This is a genomic window from Microbacterium sp. K27, assembly GCF_004794435.1.
In the GTDB taxonomy this organism is placed as follows: domain Bacteria; phylum Actinomycetota; class Actinomycetes; order Actinomycetales; family Microbacteriaceae; genus Microbacterium; species Microbacterium maritypicum_A.
This window is the reverse complement of the sequence record NZ_SSDK01000041.1, coordinates 205287-229976: the sequence shown is the minus strand read 5'-3', so window position 1 is coordinate 229976 and position 24690 is coordinate 205287. Positions and strand designations below refer to the sequence as shown.

Annotated in this window: 23 protein-coding genes and 1 tRNA gene; 6 read left to right on the top strand and 18 right to left on the bottom strand. The window is 68.4% G+C overall.

Annotated features, from left to right (window positions below):
• Genes DW307_RS12495 through DW307_RS12475 form a run of 5 tightly spaced genes read right to left on the bottom strand, consistent with a single transcriptional unit; the run spans window position 1 to window position 4603 of the window.
• The gene (locus DW307_RS12495; protein WP_029259221.1) at window positions 1–984 is read right to left on the bottom strand and encodes a helix-turn-helix transcriptional regulator; all 984 of its coding nucleotides are present in this window, start codon (window positions 982–984) and stop codon (window positions 1–3) included.
• Complete coding sequence (locus DW307_RS12490; protein WP_136024886.1) at window positions 981–1973, bottom strand: helix-turn-helix transcriptional regulator; 993 nt, start codon at window positions 1971–1973, stop codon at window positions 981–983. Before DW307_RS12490 ends, DW307_RS12495 begins: the two co-directional genes overlap by 4 nt.
• Window positions 1973–2884, bottom strand: a complete 912-nt coding sequence (locus tag DW307_RS12485; RefSeq protein ID WP_136024885.1) for a hypothetical protein — start codon at window positions 2882–2884, stop codon at window positions 1973–1975. The genes DW307_RS12490 and DW307_RS12485 overlap by 1 nt, the downstream gene beginning before the upstream one ends.
• A gap of 10 nt (window positions 2885–2894) precedes the next feature.
• Entirely contained in the window at window positions 2895–3914 is a 1020-nt protein-coding gene (locus tag DW307_RS12480) for a tRNA (adenine-N1)-methyltransferase (protein ID WP_136024884.1), read from the bottom strand.
• Complete coding sequence (locus DW307_RS12475; protein WP_029259217.1) at window positions 3911–4603, bottom strand: HAD family hydrolase; 693 nt, start codon at window positions 4601–4603, stop codon at window positions 3911–3913. The genes DW307_RS12480 and DW307_RS12475 overlap by 4 nt, the downstream gene beginning before the upstream one ends.
• Window positions 4604–4684: 81 nt before the next feature.
• On the opposite strand from DW307_RS12475, the gene DW307_RS12470 reads away from it, so the two are divergent.
• Window positions 4685–5533, top strand: a complete 849-nt coding sequence (locus DW307_RS12470; protein ID WP_021200555.1) for a PAC2 family protein — start codon at window positions 4685–4687, stop codon at window positions 5531–5533.
• A 7-nt stretch (window positions 5534–5540) separates the two neighbouring features.
• Here DW307_RS12470 and DW307_RS12465 read toward each other — a convergent pair whose 3' ends face one another.
• Window positions 5541–6365 carry an undecaprenyl-diphosphate phosphatase gene (locus tag DW307_RS12465; RefSeq protein ID WP_021200554.1) on the bottom strand — a complete coding sequence of 275 codons (825 nt, stop codon included), beginning with the start codon at window positions 6363–6365 and terminating at the stop codon, window positions 5541–5543.
• Window positions 6366–6405: 40 nt separating this feature from the next.
• Window positions 6406–7701 carry a M20/M25/M40 family metallo-hydrolase gene (locus DW307_RS12460; RefSeq protein WP_136024883.1) on the bottom strand — a complete coding sequence of 432 codons (1296 nt, stop codon included), beginning with the start codon at window positions 7699–7701 and terminating at the stop codon, window positions 6406–6408.
• 111 nt (window positions 7702–7812) lie between these two features.
• Here DW307_RS12460 and DW307_RS12455 point away from each other — a divergent pair.
• Window positions 7813–7895 (top strand) — tRNA-Leu (locus DW307_RS12455).
• Window positions 7896–8161: 266 nt separating this feature from the next.
• Here DW307_RS12455 and DW307_RS12445 read toward each other — a convergent pair.
• Both DW307_RS12445 and DW307_RS12440 read right to left on the bottom strand, forming a co-directional pair.
• On the bottom strand, window positions 8162–9259 hold the full coding sequence (locus tag DW307_RS12445) for a VIT1/CCC1 transporter family protein (protein ID WP_136024882.1): 1098 nt from the start codon (window positions 9257–9259) through the stop codon (window positions 8162–8164).
• Between the two features lie 145 nt (window positions 9260–9404).
• On the bottom strand, window positions 9405–11147 hold the full coding sequence (locus DW307_RS12440) for a DEAD/DEAH box helicase (RefSeq protein ID WP_021200550.1): 1743 nt from the start codon (window positions 11145–11147) through the stop codon (window positions 9405–9407).
• A gap of 147 nt (window positions 11148–11294) precedes the next feature.
• Here DW307_RS12440 and DW307_RS12435 point away from each other — a divergent pair, with 147 nt between their 5' ends.
• Window positions 11295–12137, top strand: coding sequence for an SGNH/GDSL hydrolase family protein (locus DW307_RS12435; protein WP_021200549.1), 843 nt, complete (start codon window positions 11295–11297; stop codon window positions 12135–12137).
• Window positions 12138–12141: 4 nt separating this feature from the next.
• Here DW307_RS12435 and DW307_RS12430 read toward each other — a convergent pair whose 3' ends face one another.
• The gene (locus DW307_RS12430; RefSeq protein WP_029259212.1) at window positions 12142–12942 is read right to left on the bottom strand and encodes a TrmH family RNA methyltransferase; all 801 of its coding nucleotides are present in this window, start codon (window positions 12940–12942) and stop codon (window positions 12142–12144) included.
• Window positions 12943–13057: 115 nt separating this feature from the next.
• Between DW307_RS12430 and DW307_RS12425 the strand changes: the two genes are divergently transcribed.
• Window positions 13058–13897 carry a Sir2 family NAD-dependent protein deacetylase gene (locus tag DW307_RS12425; RefSeq protein WP_021200547.1) on the top strand — a complete coding sequence of 280 codons (840 nt, stop codon included), beginning with the start codon at window positions 13058–13060 and terminating at the stop codon, window positions 13895–13897.
• A complete protein-coding gene (locus DW307_RS12420; protein WP_021200546.1) occupies window positions 13894–14481 on the top strand; it encodes a histidine phosphatase family protein in 588 nt (195 codons plus the stop codon). The genes DW307_RS12425 and DW307_RS12420 overlap by 4 nt, the downstream gene beginning before the upstream one ends.
• Window positions 14482–14513: 32 nt before the next feature.
• Here the strand turns inward: DW307_RS12420 and DW307_RS12415 are convergent, their stop codons facing one another.
• The 5 genes from DW307_RS12415 to DW307_RS12395 are packed head-to-tail and all read right to left on the bottom strand — an operon-like array spanning window position 14514 to window position 20462.
• The gene (locus DW307_RS12415) at window positions 14514–15320 is read right to left on the bottom strand and encodes an HpcH/HpaI aldolase/citrate lyase family protein (protein ID WP_136024881.1); all 807 of its coding nucleotides are present in this window, start codon (window positions 15318–15320) and stop codon (window positions 14514–14516) included.
• Entirely contained in the window at window positions 15317–15805 is a 489-nt protein-coding gene (locus DW307_RS12410; protein WP_136024880.1) for a MaoC family dehydratase, read from the bottom strand. The genes DW307_RS12415 and DW307_RS12410 overlap by 4 nt, the downstream gene beginning before the upstream one ends.
• Window positions 15806–15814: 9 nt before the next feature.
• On the bottom strand, window positions 15815–16963 hold the full coding sequence (locus tag DW307_RS12405) for an acyl-CoA dehydrogenase family protein (RefSeq protein WP_136024879.1): 1149 nt from the start codon (window positions 16961–16963) through the stop codon (window positions 15815–15817).
• A gap of 2 nt (window positions 16964–16965) precedes the next feature.
• Complete coding sequence (locus DW307_RS12400; RefSeq protein WP_136024878.1) at window positions 16966–18897, bottom strand: acetyl/propionyl/methylcrotonyl-CoA carboxylase subunit alpha; 1932 nt, start codon at window positions 18895–18897, stop codon at window positions 16966–16968.
• 11 nt (window positions 18898–18908) lie between these two features.
• Entirely contained in the window at window positions 18909–20462 is a 1554-nt protein-coding gene (locus DW307_RS12395) for a carboxyl transferase domain-containing protein (protein ID WP_136024877.1), read from the bottom strand.
• Between the two features lie 110 nt (window positions 20463–20572).
• Between DW307_RS12395 and DW307_RS12390 the strand changes: the two genes are divergently transcribed.
• A complete protein-coding gene (locus tag DW307_RS12390; RefSeq protein WP_029265398.1) occupies window positions 20573–21181 on the top strand; it encodes a TetR/AcrR family transcriptional regulator in 609 nt (202 codons plus the stop codon).
• Here the strand turns inward: DW307_RS12390 and DW307_RS12385 are convergent.
• The 3 genes from DW307_RS12385 to pdhA are packed head-to-tail and all read right to left on the bottom strand — an operon-like array spanning window position 21174 to window position 24654.
• The gene (locus DW307_RS12385) at window positions 21174–22529 is read right to left on the bottom strand and encodes a dihydrolipoamide acetyltransferase family protein (RefSeq protein WP_136024876.1); all 1356 of its coding nucleotides are present in this window, start codon (window positions 22527–22529) and stop codon (window positions 21174–21176) included. The two genes, DW307_RS12390 and DW307_RS12385, sit on opposite strands and share 8 nt — an antisense overlap.
• Complete coding sequence (locus DW307_RS12380; RefSeq protein ID WP_136024875.1) at window positions 22526–23536, bottom strand: alpha-ketoacid dehydrogenase subunit beta; 1011 nt, start codon at window positions 23534–23536, stop codon at window positions 22526–22528. Before DW307_RS12380 ends, DW307_RS12385 begins: the two co-directional genes overlap by 4 nt.
• Complete coding sequence (gene pdhA / locus DW307_RS12375; protein WP_136024874.1) at window positions 23533–24654, bottom strand: pyruvate dehydrogenase (acetyl-transferring) E1 component subunit alpha; 1122 nt, start codon at window positions 24652–24654, stop codon at window positions 23533–23535. Before pdhA ends, DW307_RS12380 begins: the two co-directional genes overlap by 4 nt.
• Between the last annotated feature and the right edge of the window lie 36 nt (window positions 24655–24690).

Here is a 24690-nt window from a genome sequence, read left to right as displayed (position 1 = left end):
TCAAACCTTTGCTTCGGGTTGGCGATACAGGGCGAGTCCCGAGGCAGCCCAGTCCCTCGCCGCTGCGCGGGCGACACCGGGTTCCAGGACTTCCATCGCTCCGCCGAAGCGCGCAGCCAGCCGCTTGATGCCCCGTGGGTCGGCGAGATGGAGGCGCGCTGTCACGGCCCCGCCGATCACCTCGGTCTCACCGGGGGGAAGGAATCCGTTCAGGAGCGGAGCCAACCGCTCGGCGACACGAACCGTGACCTCGCGCTCATCGTCGAGTCCTGCGAATGCCTCGGGAACCTGATCGCCCGCATGGGTGATCGGGATGTCGGTCAGCGTCGGGGCGCTCACCCGATCGAGATGGAAGGTGCGCATCGCCTGTCGGAGGTGACACCACCCCTGCAGGTACCACTGTCCGTTGGTGATGAGGATCTGCATCGGGTCGACCGTGCGCGTCGTCGGGGCTGCGTCGGGAGCCTGATAGGTGAAGGAGATCGCGACCCCCTCATGAAGCCCGCGGGCGACCGCCTCGCGAACCTCGTCGACGGCGCTCGGAGCGACGACTACATCGGCGGGCGCATCCGCGGCGCCTCGAGAGAGTTTGGAGATCAGGCCGGCGACGAGGCCCGAATCGGAGACGGCGGGCACCGCAGCCACCATCTGCAGACCCGCCAGGAGCGCGGCAGCCTCACGCGCGGTGAACCGTGGGACGCGACGCAGAGCGACGTCGTTGGTGATCTCGATGACGTCGTCCAGATCAAGCAGGTCCCAGTTGATGTCGAACATCTCCTGAGGTTGCTGCCAGTAGCCCGATTCCCCGGGCAGACCGATGACGGTGAGCTTCTCGACCATGCTCCGCATCTCCTGCGGAGTCACGCCGAACTCTGACGCCGCCTCCTGGAGAGAGACCTGCCCGTGCTCGAGGAGGTAGGGGACGAGGGTCAGATAGACCCGCACGCGATCAGCCGCGAGCAGGGGCTTCGCCTTCGCGCTCATTTCGCCTCCTCGACGTCGGTGTGGGCTCGCACGACGGCACGAAGGCGCGAGATCACCGCTTCCCGGAGCAGGGCGGGTTCGACCACTCTGACTTCCGGACCGTACGAGGCGAGTTCATCCGCGAGGATGTGCAGGTCGACGAAGGGGACGTTGATCCCCTGTGCGGCGGATGTGGCCCGTCGTCCCAGGCGCAGTGCGGCCTCCGTCCCTGGCGTGACCTCCAGGAGCGCGGAGTTCTCGGATGCGACGCGTTCCAACCCGGCGAGGGCGCGATCCCCCGCCCCGTCACGCAGCGCGGGGTCGAAGCTCTGCGTGCTCACGCGCACGTCGCCGACGACCCGGCTGAGGAGGAACGTGCGATCTTCTTCGACGTCGACGTCGATGCCGAAGACATGCCAGCGTGCCTCGTAGTCGACCAGCGCCAAGGGGCGGATACGCCGACGACGAGGCGTGTCCTCGCCGGGCTTCAGATACTCGAACGTCACCACCTTGCACCGCTCGATCGCATCCTGCAGCGGCGAGAAGGCGGCGTCTCGTGCCGTGATGCGCGGCGCGAACCCGATGATCGGTTCGTCGCCGTCGATGCCGAGGGCTCGGATCTTGCGGACGCCGGACTGCGCGTCGCCCGAGACCGACTCCGCGCTCCACACGCTGCCGGCGAGTTGCAGCACCGCCAGCTCGGCGGGCGAGAACTCGATGTCGCTGGGGAGATCGTATTCCGCCTGCGGAATGCGGTACCGCGCTTCGCGGAGATCGTTCGGGTCCGCGGCGTCCCCGATGGTCTCGATGGGCACGCCGAGCGAGCGCAGCTCGTCCTTATCGCGCTCGAACATCTTCTCCAGGGCGTCCGAGCGGGTGCCCGCTTCGGCGCGTTGCCGATAGCCGGAGACGTTGTCGAGGATCTGCTGCTTGGTCAACCCGATCTCCGTGGCCATCAACGCCACGACGAGATTCGTCAGGCGCTCCTCCGCGGGGATCCGGGCGGCCATCACGGCGCAGGCGCCGTCACTGCGCCCAGGATGTCGACGACGATCGCGGTCGCGGGAGTGTTTTCGGCCGCGGGGAACACGACGAGGAGCTGAGAGCCGACAGTGGCGCCGACGAGTTGCTCTGCAGCAACGCTGACGCTGGCATCCTTGCCCCAGGAACTCGTCGTGACCTTCTTGTCGTCCCAGCCGACGCCCATGACGTTCGAGACGACGATGTCGCCCTTCTTCACCTTCGGGCCGTCCCCCTTGATGAGCGTCTGGGTGGTGATCTCGGTGGGCGCCGGAACGTCGGGGATGATGATGCCGGGAGTTCCGTCAGGAGCGCGCACCACCGTCGGCATGCCGCGTGCGTCGTTGAACTGGAGCGCTCCCGTGGCCTTCGACGGCATGACGTCGAGCACATCGATCACGGCCACGATGTTCTCGCCCTTGTCGAGGCCGAACGCCTGGACGTTCTGCTCGCCGAAGTCCTCGGGGGTCAGGACGGCGAGGACGCGGCTGCCCTCGGTCGCGCATTCGAGCACGTCCGAGAGCCCCGCGGAACGCTGCGCCCAGTAGTCGATGCTGTGGACGCGGCTCTGGTCGCCGTTGAACTCGGACTGATAGAGCTTCTTGCCGCTGTCGCCGCCGTAGAAGGCGATGTCCAGCACCACCGGCTGGAAGTCCGAGCCCAGCGCGAGCCCGTCGCCGACCGTGACGTCGGCGAACGAGGTCTTGTCGCTCTTCACCGGCCCGAAGACGGTGACGTCTGGGACAGAGCCGAGGTCACCACTCACGTCGGCGACGTTCAGGATCTTGTCGTTGCCCCCGCGATCGCAAGCGGCGACACCGTCGGATGCGGTCGCGGTGCACCCTGTGAGGGCGAGGACGGCAAGGCTGAGAGAGGCCAGAACGGCGGACGTTTTACGCACGCGCTCCAGTCTATTCCGTCGCGTGCCCGGAATCGCGCGATGCGGCGGCCAGGCGCGCCCCCTCGGCGGCCTTCTCCGCCTCCCGCGCGCGCTTGCGCAGGTTCTTGTCGCTGATCTCGCGGTCGCCGACGGCGCCGGGGGTCCACGCCTCCACGTCTTCGTCGCCGTAGCTGCTCTTGGACGCCCGCCGCTTCACCGAGGGCGCGATGGCGCCCGGTGCGAGTCGACGTGCGGTGAGGAGGAATCCCGTGTGCGCGACCATCCGGTGATCTGGCCGCACGGCGAGACCCTCGACGTGCCAGCCGCGGACCATCGTTTCGGAGGCATCGGGATCGGTGAAGAGCCCCGTGCCACGGATGTACTCGGCCACCCGGGAGAGCTGCGTCGCGGTCGCCACGTAGCAGAGCACGACCCCGCCAGGGGTGAGGGCCTCAGCGACGGCATCCATGCACTCCCACGGCGCCAGCATGTCGAGCACGACGCGGTCGACGGAGGCCGGAGCGGTCTCCGTCGGCAACGCCTTGACGAGATCGCCGACGACGACCCGCCAGGTGTCCGGGTGCTCGCCGAAGAACGTCTCGACGTTGCCGCGCGCCACATCGGCGAAATCTTCACGGCGCTCGAACGAGATGAGCCTTCCCGCCGGACCCACCGCACGCAGGAGCGAGAGCGAGAGCGCGCCGGAACCGACCCCGGCCTCTACGACCACCGACCCAGGGAAGATGTCTGCCTGCATCACGATCTGCGCCGCGTCCTTGGGGTATACGATCGCGGCGCCGCGGGGCATCGACATCGCGAAGTCGCGCAGCAGCGGACGCAACGCCAGGTAGTCGTGTCCCGAGCTGTTGGCGACGACGGAGCCGTCGGGCAGCCCGATCAGGTCGCGATGACGGAGCACGCCCTGGTGCGTGTGGAGCTCGCCGTCCTCGCGGAGCGTCACGGTGTGCAGACGGCCTTTCGGACCGGTCAGCTGCACGCGATCGCCGGCGCGGAACGGCCCGCTGGGCCGCGGAGCTCGGGAGTCGGTCATCGGGTCGCTCCTGTCGAGGCGGTGCTGCTGTCATAGAGATCGGTGAGGTCGGCGGCTCCCCGGCCGGCGAGCGTCGGCCACAGTTCGTGCGCCCCGAGGTGATCCAGCGGGACGATGTGCGGAACGGCGAGCGTCAGCGCTCCGGAGGCGAGGCCGGCACGGACACCGGTGGGCGAGTCCTCGATGACGATCACCTCGGCGATGTCGACATCGAGGAGGGCTGCGGCCTGTAGATACGGCTCGGGGTGCGGCTTGGGGTTGTCGACGTCATCCCCCGCGACGACGATGTCGAAGGCCTCGAAATCGATCAGATCCACGACGTTCAGAGCCATCCGACGCAGCGACATCGTCACGAGCCCGGTCGGGATGCCCGCCGCCCGGAGATCCCGGAGCAGTTCGCGCGCACCGGGACGGAACGGGACGCCCTGCGTGCGGAGCGATTCCTGCACGACGTCGGTCAGGTGGGAGACGATCGCCTCGGCTTCCATGGCGACTCCGGCATTCTGAAGGATCACCGCGCTGTCGATCAATCCGCTGCCGACGAGCTGCAGAGCGTCTTCGTGGGTCCAGGATCCGCCGAAGGACTCGACCAGTGCTGTCTCGGCCGCCATCCAATACGGTTCGGTGTCGACGAGTGTTCCGTCCATGTCCCATAGGACCGCGCTGGGCTTTCTGCTCACTGAACCCATGCTAGCCGTGGTGCCGCCCGCTCCCCGCCTTCGCGGACTAGCCTGGAAGGGTCACGACCGCGATCTCGAAGGGAGCCCTCGATGGATGTTCTCGGTCCGCGCATCGTCATCGCCGCCTTCGACGGCTGGAATGACGCGGGTGAAGCGGCGAGCAGTGCCATCGATGCGCTGCGCTCCTCGTCGGAATACGATCTCGTGCATTCCGTCGACCCCGAGCTGTACTTCGACTACCAGTACACGCGTCCGTCGACGCGGATGGATGCGGAAGGCCGTCGTCAGCTCACCTGGCCGGAAGCAGGTCTGTGGCGTCCTCGGAACCCCGGCCCGGGCCCGGAGTTCTGGCTTCTCACCGGAGCCGAGCCGGCGCGCACCTGGCAGGCGTTCGCCTCCGAGTTCATCGACATCGCTCTGCGCGACGACATCACCGGTCTCGTCACCCTCGGCGCCATGCTGTCCGACGTTCCGCACACACGGCCGATCTCGATCTTCGCCTCCAGCCAGAACGAGCAGGTGCGCGAGGCACATGGTCTGGAACGCTCGCTGTACGAGGGCCCCGTGGGCATCCTCACCGTCTTCGAGCACTTCGCGGAGAACGCCGGCATCCCCACCGCGAGCCTCTGGGCGAGCGTGCCACACTACGTCGCTTCGGCGACACCCTCGCCGAAGGTCACGCTCGCCCTCCTCGACCGTCTCGAGGAGCTCACCGGAGTGGATGTGGATCGCACGGCGTTGCGCACGGAGGCCGCCGCCTGGGAGGCGTCGATCGATGCCGCCGCATCGGAGGACGAGGACATGGCGGAGTACATCCGCCAGCTCGAGCGCACCCGTGACACGTGGGACTCCCCCGAGGCGTCGGGCGATGCGATCGCCCAGGCATTCGAGCGCTACCTGCGCCGCCGCGACGACGGTCCGGGCGACCGCAAGCGCTGAGCGCGGGTCAGGCGGCGATCACGCCGGTGCCGAGAAGGACCAGCAGGACGGTGCCGAGCAGGATGCGGTAGATGACGAACGGCAGGAAGCTGCGCTTCGAGATCCAGTTCATGAAGAACGCGATCACGCCCAGTGCCACCACGAAGGCGATTCCCGTCGCGGCGAGGGTGTCGCCGAACGAGAAGAACGACGGCTCGTCCCAGCTCTTGAACACCTGGTAGAAGCCGCTGCCGAAGACGGCGGGGATCGCCAGCAGGAAGGCGTAGCGCGCTGCAGCCGCACGCTCGTATCCGAGGAACAGGCCCATCGTGATCGTGCCGCCCGAGCGGGAGACCCCGGGGATCAACGCCAGCGCCTGCGCGAAACCGAAGGCGATGCCGTGCGGGTAGGTGAGGTCATCGAGCTTTCGGCGCTTCGCTCCCACGTAGTCGGCGACGCCGAGCAGGATGCCGAACACGATCAGCATGACGGCGACGATCCACATCGATCGGAGCACGGTCTCGATCTGATCCTGGAAAAGGAGCCCGAGGACCACGATCGGGATGCTGCCGATGATGATCAACCAGCCCATCCTGGCGTCCGGATCGTTGCGCGGCGCCTTGCCGACGAGAGACCGGAACCACTGCGTGACGATGCGCACGATGTCGCGCCAGAAGAACACCACGACGGCGGCCTCGGTACCGATCTGTGTGATCGCGGTGAACGCGGCCCCCGGGTCCTCACCCGAGGGGAGGAACGTTCCGAGGATGCGCAGGTGAGCGCTGGAGGAGATCGGAAGGAACTCGGTGAGTCCCTGGACGATGCCGAGGATCAGTGCTTCGAGCAGGTGCATGGAGAGCTTTCAGTTCAGGGAGGCACGGAGCGCGCGGCGCTCAGTACGTGCGCAGCAGATCGGTCAGAACCTGCTGGCCGAAGACAAGCGATTCTACGGGTACTCGCTCATCGACTCCGTGGAACATGCCTGTGAAGTCGAGGTCGGCAGGCAGCCTGAGCGGCGCGAAGCCGTATCCGGTGATGCCCAGGTATGCCAGTGCCTTGTTGTCCGTGCCGGCACCGAGCAGATACGGGATGACCGGAACCCCCGGGTCGTGGCGGCCGATGCTGGCGACCATCGCCTCCACGAGCTCGCCCTCGAACGGCGTCTCCATCCCGATGTCGCGGACGACCGTCTCGATGACGATCTCGTCTCCGACGATCTGCTGCAGCTCGGCGAGGACGTCGTCCTCGGTCCCGGGGATCACCCGTACGTCGATCAGCGCCTCGGCGCGCTCCGGGATCACATTGTGCTTGTAGCCCGCTGCCAGCGCTGTCGGGTTCGTCGTCGTGCGGAACGAGGACCGCAGGAAGGCCTCGGCCGGTCCCGCGGCTGCGGCGAGGGCATCGGGGTCGTCGACGCTGCGCCCGGTCAGGTCGCTCAGGCCCTCCAGCAGGGCCCTGGTCGTCGACGTCAGACGGATCGGCCACCGGGTGCGCCCGATCGCCGCGACCGCTTCAGCGAGCTTCGTGACGGCGTTGTCGTCGTGCAGGCGGCTTCCGTGGCCCGCGCGGCCCTTCGCGACGAGCCGTATCCAGATCAGGGCCTTCTCCCCCACCTGCAGCAGATAGGCCCGTCGGTCATCGACGGTGATCGAGTAGCCGCCGACCTCGCTGATGGCGGCCGTCGCGCCCTCGAACCACTCCGGGCGGTTCTGCACGACGAGCGCTGACCCCTCGACACCGCCGTTCTCCTCGTCGGCGAAGAAGGCCAGCACGAGATCGCGTTCCGGTTGCTCGCCTGCGCGCAGGATCTCGGCCACCGACGTGAGGATCATGGCATTCATGTTCTTCATGTCGACGGCTCCACGGCCCCACAGCATTCCGTCCCGCACGAGGCCGGCGAACGGGTCGACGCTCCAGTCCTCCGCCATGGCGGGAACGACGTCGAGATGGCCGTGCACGACGAGCGCGGGCTTGTCCCTGTCACGCCCCGGCACCCTCGCCATCACGTTCGTGCGGCGCGGGATCGGCTCGTAGTGCTCGACCGCGAGCCCGAGCCCCTCCAGGTAGGCACCGACATATTGCGCGGCCTCGCGCTCGCCCTTCGCGTTGCCCCCGCCGAAGTTGGAGGTGTCGAAGCGGATCAGGTCGCTCGCGATGCGGACGACCTCCGGAAGAGACGGATTGGTCATGGGTCCAGGCTATCGAAAGCGCGCGCCACGCCCGGGCGTGCGCCTCGGTTCGAGAGGCCGCTGGGGACGTGGTAATGTCATTCTTCGGTCGGCAACGATCATCCAACACCTGCGCGGGTGGCGGAATGGTAGACGCGCTACGTTGAGGTCGTAGTGCCCGTAAGGGCGTGGGGGTTCAAGTCCCCCTCCGCGCACAGGAAGAAGAAGGCCCCGGATCTCTGGATCCGGGGCCTTCTTTGTTGTCGTGTGGACGACCGACGTCGTGTGCGTCGACGACGCGGGGAACAGCTCACCGGAGAGCGGAGATACACGCCGCGCCTTGATCCGGAGCTACCGGGCTCCGCTCCATCGGGAGAACTCCGTCCGGTGATGCGGATGTACGAGCCCGCCTCCGTCGTCGTCGAGGGCCGCTATCCTGTTCCGGCGATCACGCGATCGCAGGAACAGGAGTCGCTGCCGGTCACGCCGCGCTGACTCCGAAGAGAAGGCCCAGCAGGTAGGTGATGGCGGCTGCGCCGAAGCCGATGGCGAGTTGGCGCAGGGCGCGGCGCAGGGGCGGGCCGCCCGAGAGCACGCCCACCATCGCGCCGGTGCTCAGGAGCGCGATGCCGACGAGCACGAGTGCGACGACGACGGCCGTCGTTCCCTCCAGGCCGAATATCCAGGGCAGCACCGGAATGATCGCCCCGGAGGCGAAGAGGAGGAAGCTCGAGATCGCGGCCGTCCAATCGCTGCCGACGATCTCGTGTGCGTCGCCGCCCTGGATGTCGACCGGACCGGTCGCGGCCCGGCGCGCCCCGGCCTGGGCTGCGCTCACGATGCGCCGGGCGCGCGCCAGCGATTCCTCCTGCTCCATGCCCCGTGCGCGGTAGACGAGCGCGAGCTCGTTCTCGTCGATGTCGAGATCGCCGGCCGACGCATGGGCGTCTTCGTTCGCCTCGGTGGCTGCGAGCAGCTCGCGCTGGGATCGTACGGAGACGAACTCCCCCGCCCCCATGGACAGCGCTCCGGCCAGAAGACCAGCGATGCCGCTGAAGAGCACGAAACCGGAGCTCACCCCTGTCGCGCCGATGCCGAGGACGAGCGCCAGGTTGCTCACGAGGCCGTCGTTCGCTCCGAAGACTGCTGCACGGAAGGATCCGGAGAGGCGCCTGCGGCCGCGTGCCGCGAGCCCGCGCACGACCTCGTAGTGAACCTTCTCGTCGGCCCGCATCGCGGGGGTGGCGTACTGCTCCGCATCGTAGGGGGAACGCGCCTCCGCGCTCTGGGCGAGAGCCAGGACGAAGATGGACCCGAAACGACCGGCCATCCAGCCGAGGAGTCGCGAACGCACTCCGGCGCGGGGAAGTCGCTTCGGCTCGCTGCCGAGAAGATCGAGCCAATGCTGCTCATGGCGGCGTTCGGCGTCAGCGAGACTCAGCAGGATGTCGCGCTCCTCCCCCTCTCGTCGTGCAGCGAGCTTCTGATAGACGGCGCCTTCGGCACGCTCCTCGACGAGATAGCGCGCCCAGCGCCGGCGGTCGGCTGGCGTCGGTTCGACTGCGGCGGGGACTGTCATGGATCCTCCAGGAAAGACGGTGCCCGGTGCGCGGGCAACCGTTCAACGCTAGCTCTGAAGGCGCGCAGGAATCCTGCTCAGGCGCGGATTGACAGCATTTCGGGGATCCGAAGCACCGGCCGGACGTCATGCGGTCCTGTGGTCCTCAGGAACGCACGCGTTTGCGGAGAACCTCGATGCGCGACTGCAGCTGGGTCACCGTCGCCTGAGCGACGGCCGGACCTCCGCAGATCCGTCGGAGCTCGGCATGCACCGCGCCGTGGGGCTCGCCCTTCTGCCGGGCGTAGAGCCCGACGAGACTGTTCAGAAGCTGTCGCTGCTCTTTGAGCGTGCGATGCAGGGGCGGGGGCAGCGTCGTCGTCTCGGTCGGTGCGGTCGAGGCTTCTCGCGCTTCACGCAGACGCGATTGACGGGACTGACGCTGCATGAGCAGTTCGTGGACGTGTTCCGGTTCGAGGAGACCGGGGAATCCGATGAACTCCTCCTCTTCCGGTGTGCCGGGTTCTGCGAGCTGTCCGAACTCCTGACCTTCGAACACCACGCGATCGAAGTGCGCGACGGACGAGAGCGCCTGATAGCTGAACTCCTGCGTCAGCGCGTCCGAGGTCTCCTCCTCGCGATTCGCGCTCTCGAGCAGGGAGTCTTCCAGCCCGTCGTCCTCCTTCGACTGCCGGTCGAGTGCGTGGTCACGCTGCTTGTCCATCTCGTTCGCGAGCCCCATGAGCACGGGGACCTGCGGAAGGAACACGCTGGCGGCCTCACCGCGGCGTCGGGCCCGCACGAAACGACCGATGGCTTGGGCGAAGAACAGCGGAGTCGACGAGGAGGTCGCGTACACGCCCACCGCGAGGCGCGGCACGTCGACACCCTCCGACACCATGCGCACGGCCACCATCCACCGGGAGTCGTTCGCGCTGAACTTCTCGATGCGTTCCGATGCGGTCGCGTCGTCGGAGAGCACGACGGTGGCCTGCTGGCCCGTGATGCTGTGCAGGATCTTGGCGTACGCCCGGGCGACGGTCTGATCGGTCGCCAGCACGAGACCGCCGGCGTCGGGGACGTGGTGGCGGATCTCGGTGAGGCGGCGGTCTGCGGCCGACAGCACGGCCGGCATCCAGTCGCCCTCGGGGTCGAGCGCGGTGCGCCAGGCCTGCGAAGTCACGTCTTTCGTGTTGTCCTGGCCCAGGTGCGTCTCGAGTTCGTCGCCCGTCGTCGTGCGCCACCGCATCTTGCCCGCATACATGTGGAACAGGACAGGTCGGACGACGCCGTCGGCCAGCGCACGACCGTAGCCGTAGTTGTAGTCGGTGCGAGAGATGCGCGCGCCGGATTCGTCGGGGTGGTATTCGACGAACGGGATCGGTGCCGTGTCGCTGCGGAACGGGGTTCCGGAGAGCAGGAGACGCCGCTTGGCGGGACCGTACGCATCGCGGATGGCGTCGCCCCAGCTCAGTGCATCACCGCCGTGGTGGACCTCGTCGAGGATCACCAGCGTCTTCGCGTCTTCCGTGAGATGCCGGTGCACGGAGGACTTCGCCGCGACCTGCGCGTACGTCACGACGGCGCCGTGATAGTGGCGGGCGGGTGCCCAGTCGCTGTTGCGGAAGCGGGGGTCGAGGCGGATGTGCACGCGCGCGGCGGCATCGGCCCACTGCGTCTTGAGATGCTCGGTCGGAGCCACCACGATGATGCGGTTGACCTCGCCCATGCGCATGAGTTCGACCGCCAGGGTGAGAGCGAACGTGGTCTTCCCTGCACCGGGGGTGGCGGCCACGAGAAAGTCGCGCTGATCCGCGGCGAAGTACTGTTCGAGGGCCTCCTGCTGCCACGCGCGCAGCTTGTTCGCGGTGCCCCAAGGAGCACGCTGTGGAAAGGACGGAGAGAGCATCGACTCCACGATAATCGCTGCCGGGGACACGGGATCACTCGCCGCGGTTCCCGCGCGTGCCCCTCCCCCGGACGTGCGCCTGCAGTAGGCTCTGTCACTGCGCAGCGGTCACCTCCGCCGGGCAGAATGTTCGTGAAGGAGAGCGGGATGACCGACCAGGATTCGACTCGGACCCCCTACGTTCCGAACGAGACCGCACATCCGTGGCGTCGTTTCGTCGCGATCGGCGATTCGTTCACGGAGGGCATCGGCGACCCGGATCCCGCACATCCCGGCAGCCACCGCGGCTGGGCCGACCGCGTCGCGGAGGTGCTCGCCTCGCAGGTGGACGACTTCGCCTACGCGAATCTCGCCGTCCGCGGAAAACTCATCGCACAGATCGTCGCCGATCAGATCGAGCCGGCCGTGGCGCTCCACCCTGATCTGGTGTCGATCTGTGCGGGCGGCAACGACGTGATCCGCCCCGGGACCGATCCGGACGCCATCGCGAGTCAGCTCGAAGACGCCGTGGCCCGACTGGCCTCGACGGGAGCGGCCGTGCTCCTCTTCACCGGGATCGACACCGCCTTCACGCCGGTTTTCCGGGCGTTCCGCGGCAAGGTCGCGATCTACAACGAGAACGTCCGCGCGATCGCCGAGCGTCATGACTGCATCGTCGCCGATCAGTGGGCGCTCAAGGTCGTGCAGGACATGCGGTTCTTCGACGACGACCGCCTGCACTACAACGCCCTCGGTCACCACGAGGTGGCACGGATGGCGCTGCGCGCGCTGAACGTGCCGAACGACCTCGAGGCCATGCAGCCCGAGCCGTTCCCGCTGCGGACGTGGCGAGAGGCGCGCGCCGAGGACCTCGGCTGGGCACGCGAGCACCTGGTGCCATGGGTGCTCCGGAGGTTGCGGCACCAGTCATCCGGAGACAACCTCGCGGCGAAGCGTCCGGAGCCCTCGCCGGTGTTCCGATTCGAGCAGACCCCTCCGGAGAGGGACTGAGAGGTCAGGCTTTCATCGACCAGAGCGCGACCGCGGCGGCGGATGCCACGTTGAGCGAGTCGACCCCGCCGGACATCGGGATGGTGACGATGGTGTCTGCACCCTCCATCGCCTCGCGCGAGAGGCCGTCGCCCTCCGAGCCCATGACGAGTGCGACGCGTTCCGGACGATCGGCGGCGTAGGTGTCGAGCGTCACCGCGTCGTCACGCAGCGCGAGGGCGGCGATGTCGAAGCCCGCGGCGTGAAGGTCTGCGATGGCGGAATCCCAGTCGGGGATACGCGTCCACGGCACCTGGAACACGGTCCCCATGCTCACGCGGACACTGCGACGGTACAGCGGGTCGGCGCCCCCTGGCGACACCAGCACCGCGTCGGCCCCCAGCCCGGCAGCCGCACGGAAGGCCGCTCCGACGTTGGTGTGGTCGCCGATGTTCTCGAGGATGAGCACGAGGGTCGCCCCCTGGATCACGTCGTGAACCGACGGCAGCTCGGGGCGGTGCATCGAGGCGATCGTCCCCCTGTGCACCGCGAAGCCGGTCACCGTCTCGGCGATCTCGTCCGGCACCACGTACACGGGCACATCGAGATCGCCGACGATCCTCCGGATGTCCTCCACCCGGCGCTCCTGGACCAGTACGGAACGCGGACGATGTCCAGCCGCCACCGCGCGGGCGATCACCTTCGTCGATTCCGCGATGTAGAGACCACCCGACGGCTCAGACAGGGCACGAAGCGCGGTGTCGGTGAGTCCGCGGTAGTCGTCGAGACGCGGGTCGTCGGCATCGGTCACAGGCAGTAGTTCCACGATGTCCACTCTGCCATCGTCCGTGGGCAGGCCTCGCACGGCGTCTCTCGCGCTGACGCCCCGTCGGCGGGCGCCGTGTCCGTCCCCGCACCGTAGACTCGCTCGAGGAGGTCCCGTGAGCGTGTCGAATCCCGCCGAGCTGTCGGCCACCATCGCCCACGCCGCCGAGTTGCTGCGCGAGAAGCGCATCGCACTTCTCACCGGCGCCGGTATCTCGACCGATTCCGGTATCCCCGCCTATCGCGGTGAAGGCGCCAGGACCCGCAGCGATCCGATGACGATCCAGACATTCTTGGGCGATGAGGCCGCGCGGCGTCGGTACTGGGTCGGGAGCCATCTCGGTTGGCGCGCGTTCGCCCGAGCTGAGCCGAACCCGGGACATATCGCGCTGGCGCAACTCGAAACCGGGGGCACCGTATCCGGAGTCATCACGCAGAACGTCGACGGTCTGCATCTGCGAGCCGGGAGCTCGCACGTGATCGAGGTGCACGGGACGATGCGCCGCGTGCTCTGCCTCAAGTGCGGCCAGGTGTTCGACCGCCGCGATGTCGCCGTGCAGATCGAGGAGCTCAACCCCTGGATCACGGTGCCGGAGAACATCGCGCTCGCTCCCGACGGCGACGTCCTGCCTGAGAGCACGGAGGGGTTCATCGTCCCGGTGTGCACGGTGTGCGCAGGGACGCTCAAGCCCGATGTGGTCTTCTTCGGCGAATACGTTCCCCAGGACCGCTTCCGTGCCGCCGAGTCGCTGCTGCGCTCCAGCACCGCACTGATCGTCGCGGGTTCCTCGCTGGTCGTCAACTCCGGCGTGCGTCTCGTCGAGCGCGCCCGTCGCCGCAACATCCCCTTGATCATCGTCAACCGTGAGCCGACGCGCGCGGATGCCTGGGCGCACCTCACCATCGCCGCCGGCACCAGCGACGTGCTCCCCGCACTCCAGGAACTCCTCTCGTGACCCACCTCACCCTCGTCCGCCACGGTCAGACCGACTGGAACCTCGCCAAGCGCATCCAAGGCTCCACCGACATCCCGCTGAACGAGACGGGGCGCGACGACGCGCGGTGGGCGGCGGAGAGGCTCGCTGCCGGTACGCATCATGCCGTCTACACCAGCCCCCTGCTGAGAGCGAGGGAGACGGCGGAGATCATCGCGGATCGGCTGGGGCTGGAGATCACCGGAGTCGTCCCCGACATCCGTGAGCGCGAGTTCGGCGAGGGCGAAGGCATGCTCGTGCCGGACTACATCAGGACCTACGGGGATTGGCATGCGGAGGTTCCCGGGGCCGAGTCCCTGCACGAGGTCGGCGAACGGGCCATCGCGGCGCTGCACGAGATCGCCCGAGACGCACGCCGGCGGTCCGCTCCTCGCGCGGAGTCGGTCATCGTGGTCGCCCATGGCGGAGTGATCCGGGCCGTGATCGACCACGTCTCCGGCGGAACCCTCCCCCGGGACGGCCAGGTCCTTCAGAACGGCTCGGCGCATCGGTTCGTGGCAGCTCCCGGATACCTTCGGCTGCTCGAGGAATCTCCGGTCCTCTGATCAGCTGCTGCTCTGATCAGCCGAGGCGGCGATCAGCCGGCACGAGAGACGACGGAGCGCGCGTGCCGGAGCACTGGTTCGTCGATCATCCGTCCCTCGAACCGGAATACACCGCGCTCTGCCGCTGCGGCGAGGAGGACCGCACGCGCCCATGCCACGGTCGTCTCGTCCGGTCGGTAGGCGGCCCGGATCGCCGCCACCTGGTTGGGATGGATGCACGCCGTCGCGCGAAAGCCCGACGCGGCAGCATCGCGCGCCTCGCGAACGAGGCCCTCGGCGTCGTCGAGAGCGATGTGCACGGCATCGATGGCGGCTTTGCCCCGGGCCCCAGCCTCGAGGAGGATGCGCGCGCGGGCATAGCGGGCGATGTCGCGATAGCCCCCATCGGCATTCCGGGACGACGTGCCACCGAGGGAGGCCACGAGATCCTCGGCCCCCCACATCATCGCTGTGACCCGTGGGTGCGCGGCGATGCGGTCTGCGGCGTGCACGCCACGGGCGGTCTCGCACAGAGCGATCAGCGAGTAACGGTCGTCGAACGCTGAGAGGCTCTCCGCGCTCTCCGTCTTCGCCACCATCACGGTGCGGAAGTCCGTCTTCGCCAGCATCGCGAGGTCGGCGGCGAAGGCGTCGCTGTCCGCGGCATTCACGCGCACGATCACGCGGCCGGGGTCGAGATCGGCTTCGACGACATTCCTGCGCGCGGCGTCCTTCGCATCCGGGAGCACCGCATCCTCGAGGTCGAGGATGATCGCATCGGCGCGCTCGGCGGCCTTCTGGAAACGCTCGGGTCGATCGGCGGGGCAGAACAGCAGAGCAGGGCCGAGGTCGAAGCTCATGCGGCGGGACCCTCCGGAAGGCAGTGCACCAACACCGAGCGCACGGCAGTGGCGACCACCGTTCCGTCCTGATTGCGTCCGGTGTGTGCGATCTTCACGATTCCCTGCCCCGGTCGGGACGAGGAGAGCCGTTTCTCCACGACGACGCTCTCGGTGTAGAGCGTGTCGCCGGCGAACAGCGGATGCGGGAAAGCCACTTCGCCGAAACCGAGCTGCGCGACGAGAGTTCCCTGGGTCAGCTGCGCGACCGATGATCCCACCATCGTCGACAGCGTCCACATCGAGTTCATCAGCCGCGCGTGGAACGGATCCTGGGCCTCGGCGAAGGCCGCGTCGAGATGCAGCGCCTGCGTATTCATCGTGAGCGTCGTGAAGAGAACGTTGTCGGCCTCGGTCGCCGTGCGCCCAGGGCGATGCAGGTAGCGGCCGTCGACCGCGAACTCCTCGTAGTACAGCCCCCGCTGCAGGATGTCGTGCGTGGTCATACCGTCACGCTACCCGGCGAGTCCGAGTCCGCGTGCGATGACGAGGAGCTGCACCTCGGTGGTGCCCTCGCCGATCTCGAGGATCTTGGAGTCACGGTAATGACGGCCGACGGGGAACTCGTTCATGAACCCGTTTCCCCCGAAGATCTGCGTCGCATCCCTGGCGTTGTCCATCGCGGCCTCTCCGCCGACGAGTTTCGCGATGGCCGCCGCTTCGGCGAACGGCTTGCCGGCATCCCGCAACCGCGCGGCGTGATGCCAGGCGAGCCGAGCGGTGTGAACCCGCGCGCGCATCCGTGCCAGCGTGAACTGGGCATTCTGGCGCGTGCTCAACGCAGCGCCGAAGATCGTGCGGCTCTTCGCGTAGTCCACCGCCGCCTCCAGGCAGCCCTCCGCCGCCCCCGTCGAGAGAGCTGCGATCGCGATGCGGCCTTCGTCGAGGATGCTCAGGAAGCTGCGGAAGCCGCTCCCCCGTGTGCCGAGCAGGTTCGAGGCGGGCACCCGCGCCCCGTCGAAAGTCAGCGGATGCGTGTCGGAGGCGTTCCAGCCCACCTTGTCGTAGGGGGCCTCGACCGTGAATCCCGGGGTGCCGTTGGGCACGATGATCGTCGAGATCTCCTTGCGACCGTCCTCGTTCCCGGTCACCGCGGTGACCGTGACGAAGCGCGTGATCGGGGTACCGGAGTTGGTGATGAACTGCTTGGAGCCGTCGATGACCCACTCGTCGCCGTCGAGTCGGGCCGTGGTCCTGGTCGCGCCGGCGTCGCTGCCCGCCTCCGGCTCGGTGAGGCCGAAGCCCGCCAGCGCCCGTCCGGCGAGCAGATCGGGCAGCAGTTCCTGGCGCTGCTCCTCGGTGCCGAAGCGGAAGATCGGCATGGCGCCGAGGCTGACCCCTGCTTCGAGCGTGATCGCGATGGACTGATCCACGCGGCCGAGCGCCTCGATCGCGATGCCGAGCGCCATGTAGTCGCCGCCCTGTCCGCCGTACTCCTCGGGAAACGGCAGGCCGAACAGACCGAGATCGCCCATCTGCGCCACGACGTCCATCGAGAGCGTATGGGTGCGGTCGGCCTCATAGGCCTGCGGCGCGACGACCGTGTCTGCGAACTCCCGCACCATGGCGGCGAGCTCGCGCTCCTCCTCGGTCAGATCTTCCATGCTCAGCTCTCCTCCGTCATCACACGGGCGACCGGTTGGTCGCGCCGCACCTGATCGCCCACCGCGACCAGCAGGTGCACCACACCGTCGTGCGGTGCGAGCACCGGGTGCTCCATCTTCATCGCCTCGATCGAGACGAGAGGGTCGCCGGCGGAGACCCTCTCCCCGTCCGCGGCGTGAACCGCCACGACGCTGCCCGGCATCGGGGCCCGTCCCTCCGGTTCCGTCGCCCCGGATCCCGCCTCGCGCGCCGACAGCCGACGCCGCATCCGCTGCCTTCTGTCGAGGGGACGCAGGCGGACCGTGTGTCCGTCCTCGGCCACCCAGACCGCGCCGTCGCCGTCGACAGCGGCACGCACGGAGACTCGAGATCGTGTGGACAGGGCCTCGTGGAGCTCGACCTCTTCGTCGTCATCCGTGAGCGCCACGAACGGGGCGACCACCGTGTTCTCCGCTCCCAGGCGCCATCCCTGCAGCTCTCGCCACAGCGGGCTGGTCCGCACCGGCGCGCGGAGCTCCGAGAAGGCACCCTTCGCGGCTGCGAGCTGCGCGGTCGACGGCGTCTGCGCGTCGAGGGGAAGCAGGGTCTCGATGAGTCCCGTGTCGAGATCCCCCGCGATCACGCGCGCGTCCTGGCAGAGAGTTCGCAGGAACGCGATGTTCGTCTCGACGCCCAGCACGACCGTGCGTGCGAGCGCCTCGTCGAGGCGCGCGAGTGCCGTGGCACGGTCGTCCGCGAAGGCGATCACCTTCGCGATCATCGGATCGTAGAAACCGGTCACCTCGCTTCCGGTCTCGATCGCCGCGTCGACGCGCACACCGACGGGCGGTTCGAACAACAGCACCTTCCCGGTGGAGGGGAGGAAGCCGCGCTCGGGCGATTCCGCATACACGCGCGCCTCCACCGCGTGACCGCGCAGACGCGGCGAGACATCCAGCGGAAGCCCATCGGCCGCGCGGAGTTGAAGGGCGACGAGATCGAGTCCGGTGACCTCCTCGGTGACCGGATGCTCCACCTGGAGGCGGGTGTTCATCTCGATGAAGAACACCTCGTCCGGCGCATCGGCGTCGATGAGGAACTCGACCGTGCCGGCCCCGATGTACTCGACGCTCTCAGCCGCCAGCACGGCGGCTGAGAGCAGTCGCTCCCGGGTGTGCGGGGGGATGCCTGCCGACGGCGCCTCCTCGACGACCTTCTGGTGCCGTCGCTGCAGCGTGCACTCCCGCTCCCCGAGCGCGATGACCGTACCGTGCGCGTCTCCGAAGACCTGCACCTCGATGTGCCGCGGACGTCTGATCAGGCGTTCGAGGATGAGCGCATCATCGCCGAACGCCGCGGCCGCCACGCGCCGGGCCGAGGCGAGCGCAGAGCGCAGCCCCGTCGAGTCGGCGACGACCTCCATGCCCTTGCCGCCTCCGCCGGCGCTGGGCTTGACCAGCAGTGGGTATCCGACGTTCTCCGCCTCTTCGGCGATCTCGACGTCGGACAGGCCTTTGGCGTCGAAACCGGGGACGACCGGAACGCCGAAACGCAGGACATGCTCGCGAGCGCGTGCCTTGTCGCCCATGATCTGCAGGGCCTCCACCGAGGGGCCGATGAAGACGATGCCGCTCTCGGCGCAGGCCTCGGCGAGTCCGACGCTCTCGGAGAGGAATCCGTAGCCGGGGTGGATGGCTTGCGCGCCGCTGCGCCGAGCCGCCGCGATGACGGCATCGATGTCGAGGTACGACTCCGCAGCCGGTGCCGGGCCGATTCTCACGGCGACATCGGCCTCTCGCACGTGGGGTGCCGCGACGTCGGCGTCGCTGTAGACGGCGACGCTGCGGATCCCGAGCGTGCGCAGGGTGCGGATCACCCGTCGGGCGATCTCCCCGCGGTTGGCGACGAGAACGGTGTGGAAGGAGACGGTGTTCGACGACGACGTCGTGGTCATGGACAAGACACTCACATCCGGAAGACGCCGAAGCGCGGTTCGGGCAGCGGGCTGCGGGAGATGACGTCGAGGGAGAGCCCCAGGAGGTCGCGGGTCTGTGCTGGGTCGACGATCCCGTCGTCCCAGAGTCGGGCTGTGGCGTAATAGGGCTCGCCCTGGTGTTCGTACTGCTCACGGATCGGAGCCTCGAACGCCGCACGGTCCTCGCCGCTCCAGGCAGCGCCGCGCGCGGTCAGCTGATCCTCTTTGACGGTGGCGAGCACCGACGCCGCCTGCGCGCCGCCCATCACGGAGATGCGGCTCGCAGGCCACGTCCACAGGAAGCGGGGCGAGTAGGCACGGCCGCACATGGAGTAGTTGCCGGCCCCGAAAGAACCTCCGATGATGACCGTGAGCTTCGGCACCCGTGTGCTTGCGACCGCAGTGACCATCTTCGCGCCGTCCTTCGCGATGCCTCCGGCCTCGGCGTCGGAGCCGACCATGAACCCGGTGATGTTCTGCAGGAACAACAGCGGGATCCCGCGCTGGTCGCACAGCTCGATGAAGTGGGCGCCCTTGAGCGCGGACTCGCTGAACAGCACGCCGTTGTTCGCGACGATGCCGATGGGATGACCGTGGAGTCGGGCGAACCCGGTGACCAGGGTCGTGCCGTACTCGGGCTTGAACTCGAGGAACGTGTCGCCGTCGACGAGGCGTGAGATGACCTCGTGCACGTCGTACGCGGCATTCACGTCGACGGGAACCGCGTCGTAGAGGCTGGAGGACTCGGACGGCGGTCGGCTGGGCGCCACGTCCCAGGCCGGAGCTGCGGGTGCGGGGAGCGTGGCGACGATATCGCGCAGGATCTCGAGGGCGTGCTCGTCGTCTTCCGCGAGATGGTCGACCACACCGCTGCGTCGTGCGTGCAGTTCTCCCCCGCCCAGTTCCTCTGCGGTCACGATCTCGCCGATCGCGGCCTTCACCAGGGGCGGCCCCCCGAGGAAGATCGTTCCCTGGCCGCGGACGATCACGGTCTCGTCGCTCATGGCGGGGACATAGGCGCCACCCGCCGTGCAGGAACCGAGAACTGCGGCGAGCTGAGGGATCCCTTCGGCGGACATACGCGCCTGGTTGAAGAAGATCCGGCCGAAATGCTCCCGATCCGGGAAGACCTCGTCCTGCTTCGGGAGGAAGGCGCCTCCCGAGTCGACCAGGTACAGACAAGGCAGGCGATTCTCGAGGGCGATCTCCTGCGCACGCAGATGCTTCTTGACCGTGAGGGGGTAGTACGTGCCGCCCTTCACCGTCGCGTCGTTGCAGACCACCATGACGTGGCGACCGTGGACGAGTCCGATCCCGGCGATCACCCCGGCACCGGGCGCCTCTCCCCCGTACAGGCCGTCGGCCGCGAGGGGGGCGACTTCCAGGAACGGGCTGCCTTCATCGAGCACCCGAGCGACGCGGTCCCGCGGGAGCAGTTTGCCGCGCGCGACGTGGCGTTCGCGGGACGCCTCCGGTCCGCCGCGAGCCGCGGTCGCGAGGCGGTCTCGCAGGTCTTGCGCGAGAGACTCCTGGGTTGCCGGCATCGTGATGTCCTCCTCGACCCACGTCCGCGAGGGCGGGCCCTGGCGCGGTGCATGCACTTTCGGTTAGTGTTCACTAACCCGTTGATTCAGGTTAGCGAGGATTAACTGAGATGACAAGCCCGGTCACCGCCCGAGACCGCGCCAAGGCTGAACGGTCGGATGCGATCCTGCACGCTGCCGCGCGTCTCTTCGCCGCGCGTGGATACAGCGGCGTGAGCCTGGAGGACATCGGCGCTGCCGTCGGCGTATCCGGACCGGCCGTCTACCGTCACTTCGCCGGCAAGCAGGCGCTGCTCGGAGCCGTGCTCGTCAAGGTGAGTCAGGATCTGATCCGCGGTGGACGGCAGGTCTCCGAGGAAACTCCGACCCCCGACGAGCGGATGCGTGCGCTGATCGGCTTCCATGTCGAGTTCGCGCTGGGCAATGCCGAGGTCATCCAGGTGCAGGATCGTGATGTCGCGTTCCTCTCCGAGACGGACCGGGCCGAGGTCCGCCGCCTCCAGCGCGCGTACATCGAGTTGTGGATGGCAGCATTGTCGCCGTTGCATGCGACGCCGGGCGGCGGCGCGGATCAGGATGAGCTGCGGTTGCGCGTGCAGGCGTGCTTCGGGCTCATCAACTCGACTCCGCACAGCACCCGCGCCGCCGCCAGGCGGCATTCCGCCACCGCGACCGTACTGATCGCGATGGCGGACGCGGCTCTGCGCGCGACTACCTGAGCAGCATCGCCCGTCCGGGCTCTTCGAGGATGTCGGCGACATCCTTGAGGAAGCTCGCCCCCTCGGCTCCGTCGACCAGACGGTGATCGAACGAGAGGCTGAGGGTCATCATCTGCCGCAGGGCGATCTCGCCGTGGTGCTCCCACGGCTGACGCCGCACTGCTCCGACGGCCAGGATCCCGGATTGCCCCGGGGGCAGGATGGGTGTGCCGGCATCGACGCCGAAGACTCCGATGTTCGAGATCGAGAACGTGCCGCCTGCGAGTTCCGCCGGCGAGGTCTTCCCCGCACGGGCCACCTCGGCCAGCGACTTCACGGCATCCGCGAGACCGACGAGGGTCAACTGCTCCGCATCACGGATCATCGGGACGATGAGGCCCCGATCCGTCGCGGCGGCGATCCCCAGGTCGACGTAGTTGTGCTGGACGATCTCCCCGGCGGCCTCGTCCCAACGCGAGTTGAGCCCGGGCGTGCGGCTCAGAGCGAGACAGACGGCCTTCGCGACCACCGCGAGCGGGCCGATCCGGTGTGCGCTGAGGGCGCGATCGTCGCGAAGACTCGACAACAGGTCCATCGTCGCGGTCACGTCGACCGTGTGGAAGACCGTGACATGGGGGGCCGTGAACGCGCTCTGCACCATCGCCGCCGCCGTGTGCTTGCGCACGCCGCGGATGGGGATGCGGGTCTCTCGCTCCGCGTCTGTGAGCACTGACGCGTTCGACGGGGTGGGCGTCGACGACAGGTCGTCGGCACGCGGCGTGCGAGCGGCGATCCGCTCTGCGTATGCGTCGACGTCGCGGCGGGTGATGACTCGGTCCCCCACGTCGGCGGCGACCAGCACGAGATCGATGCCGAGACGCTTGGCATGAGCGCGCACGGGCGGGGTGGAGCGCGGCCGTTCGATGACCGCATCCACGGCTGCCGAGGGGCTGGCGTCATGCGGTGCGGCCTCGAGAACGGCCGTGTTGACCGGTGCCGGGGTGGCTCCGATGCGCCGAGCCCGTCGCGCAGGGCGGCCGGCGGTCGTGGGGGCGGCACCGTAGCCGACGAGGTTCGGCTGCGCCTTCTCCTCGGAATCCGACGCGGGCGCGGGCCCATCCTCGTCCTCTCCCACCACATCGAAGGCGATCAGCGGAGCACCGACGGCGACCGTCTGGCCGGCCTCGGCGTGCAGGGCCGATACCGTGCCCTCATAGGGCGAGGGCAGCTCGACGACCGCTTTCGCCGTCTCCACCTCCGCGAGAGTCTGGTTGAGCGAGACCGCGTCGCCGGGGGCGACGAGCCAGGTCACCACCTCGGCTTCGGTCAGTCCCTCTCCGAGGTCCGGAAGACGGAACTCCGCGATCATGCCCCTGCTCCCGTCAGACTGTTCGGTCGGTCCAGCACCCGGTCGACGGCATCGAGCAGCCGATCGAGATCGGGAAGGTGATACTTCTCGAGCTTTGCGGGCGGGTAGGGGACGTCGTGTCCGGTGACGCGCAACGGCGCCGACTCGAGGTACTCGAAGCAGCGCTCCGTGATGCTCGCGATCACCTCGGCTGCGACGCCGGCCTCGCGAGAGGCCTCGTGGGCGACGACCACGCGTCCCGTCTTGCGCACCGAGGCGGCGACCGAGTCGTAGTCCACCGGTGAGAGCGAGCGGAGGTCGATGACCTCGAGAGAGACGCCCTCGTCCGCTGCAGCGTCGGCCGCCTGAAGCGCCGTGGAGATCATCGCCCCGTAGGTGATCAGGGTCGCGTCGTTCCCGGTTCGCACGACGCGCGCGAGTCCCATGGGCGCTGCGTCCGCGAGCGGCGCCTCCAGGTCGACATCGCCCTTGTGGTGGTACAGGCGTTTCGGTTCGAAGAAGATCACCGGATCGTCGGAGGCGATCGCCTGTCGCAGGCTGCGGTACGCGTCCTCCGGGTTCGAGACCGCGATCACGCGCAGACCGGCCGTGTGCACGAAGTAGGCCTCCGGGGACTCCGAGTGATGCTCGGCGGCGCCGATGCCTCCTGCCCACGGGATGCGGATGGTGATCGGCATCTTCACCCGGCCCTGGGTGCGGTAGTGCAGCTTCGCGACCTGAGCGACGATCTGGTCGAACGCGGGGTACACGAAGCCGTCGAACTGGATCTCGACCACCGGCCGATAACCGCGGAACGCCAGGCCCACGGCTGTTCCGACGATGCCCGACTCCGCGAGCGGAGTGTCGATCACCCGCGCTGCGCCGAACTCGTCGAGCAGCCCGTCGGTGATGCGGAAGACGCCACCGAGTTTCCCGATGTCCTCTCCGAGCAGCACCACCTTGTCGTCGTCGCGCATCGCCTGACGCAGTCCCGCGCCGAGCGCCTTTCCGAGGGTCAGTTCGGTCATGCGCCGGCCTCGCCCTCGAAGGAGGCGAGGTACGCGGCGTACTCACCACGCTGACGCTCGAGCCCGGTGTGCGGTTCGGCGTAGACGCCGTCGAAGACCGCGAGGGGCGGGCGCGTGACCATGCCGAGGCATGCGGCGCGCATCTCCTTCGCCACCGCGTCTGCTGCCGCCTGGGTCTCGGCGAGGTGCTCGTCGGTCAGATCTCCCGTGGCGCGCAGATTGGCTTCCAGCCGTGCGATCGGATCGCGTCGGCGCCAGGATTCGAGTTCGTCCTGGTCACGGTAGCGCGTCGGGTCATCGGCCGTGGTGTGCGGCCCCATTCGATACGTGACCGCCTCGATATAGGCGGGCCCCTTGCCGGCACGTGCATGATCGAGGGCCCAGCGCATGGCAGCCATGCAGGCGAGCACATCGTTGCCGTCGACGCGGACGCTGGGGATACCGAACCCCGGAGCCCGCCCGGCGATCGGATACTGCGACTGCACGGAGACGGGCTCCGAGATCGCCCAGTGGTTGTTCTGGCAGACGAAGACCACGGGGGCCTGGTACGAGGCGGCGAAGATCATCGCCTCGTTGACATCGCCCTGACTGGTGGCACCGTCGCCGAAGTACGTGACCGCGACTTCCTTGGCGCCATCGTGCTGGATGCCCAAGGCATAGCCGACGGCGTGCAGTGTCTGGGCACCGATGATGATCTGCAAGGGCGCGACCCCGAGTGCGGCCGGATCGTACGCGGCGCCCTCCTCGCCGCGCCACATGCGCACATAGTCGCCCGGCTGGGCGCCGCGCGCGTAGATGACCCCGGTTTCCCGGTAGCTCGGGAACACGTAGTCCTCCGGCGCGATGGCGCGTGCCGTGCCGATCTGGGTCGCCTCCTGCCCCTGGCAGGGGGCCCAGAGGCCGAGCTGTCCCTGGCGCTGCAGGGCGACGCCTTCGGCGTCGATCCGCCGGAGGATGACCATGTCCCGCAGCAGCGAACGCAGTTGCGCACCGTCGACGTCGGCGACGAAGGGATCCAGCCGAGGGTTCGCGATGCGACTGCCGTCCGGATTCAGGATGCGCTCCGAGAGCTCCAGATCCTGGGCGGTGTCTGCGATGGGGGTGATCTGCGGTGACATCGTCGTCCTCCTCGTCCTCGGCGGCCCTCGTGAGGC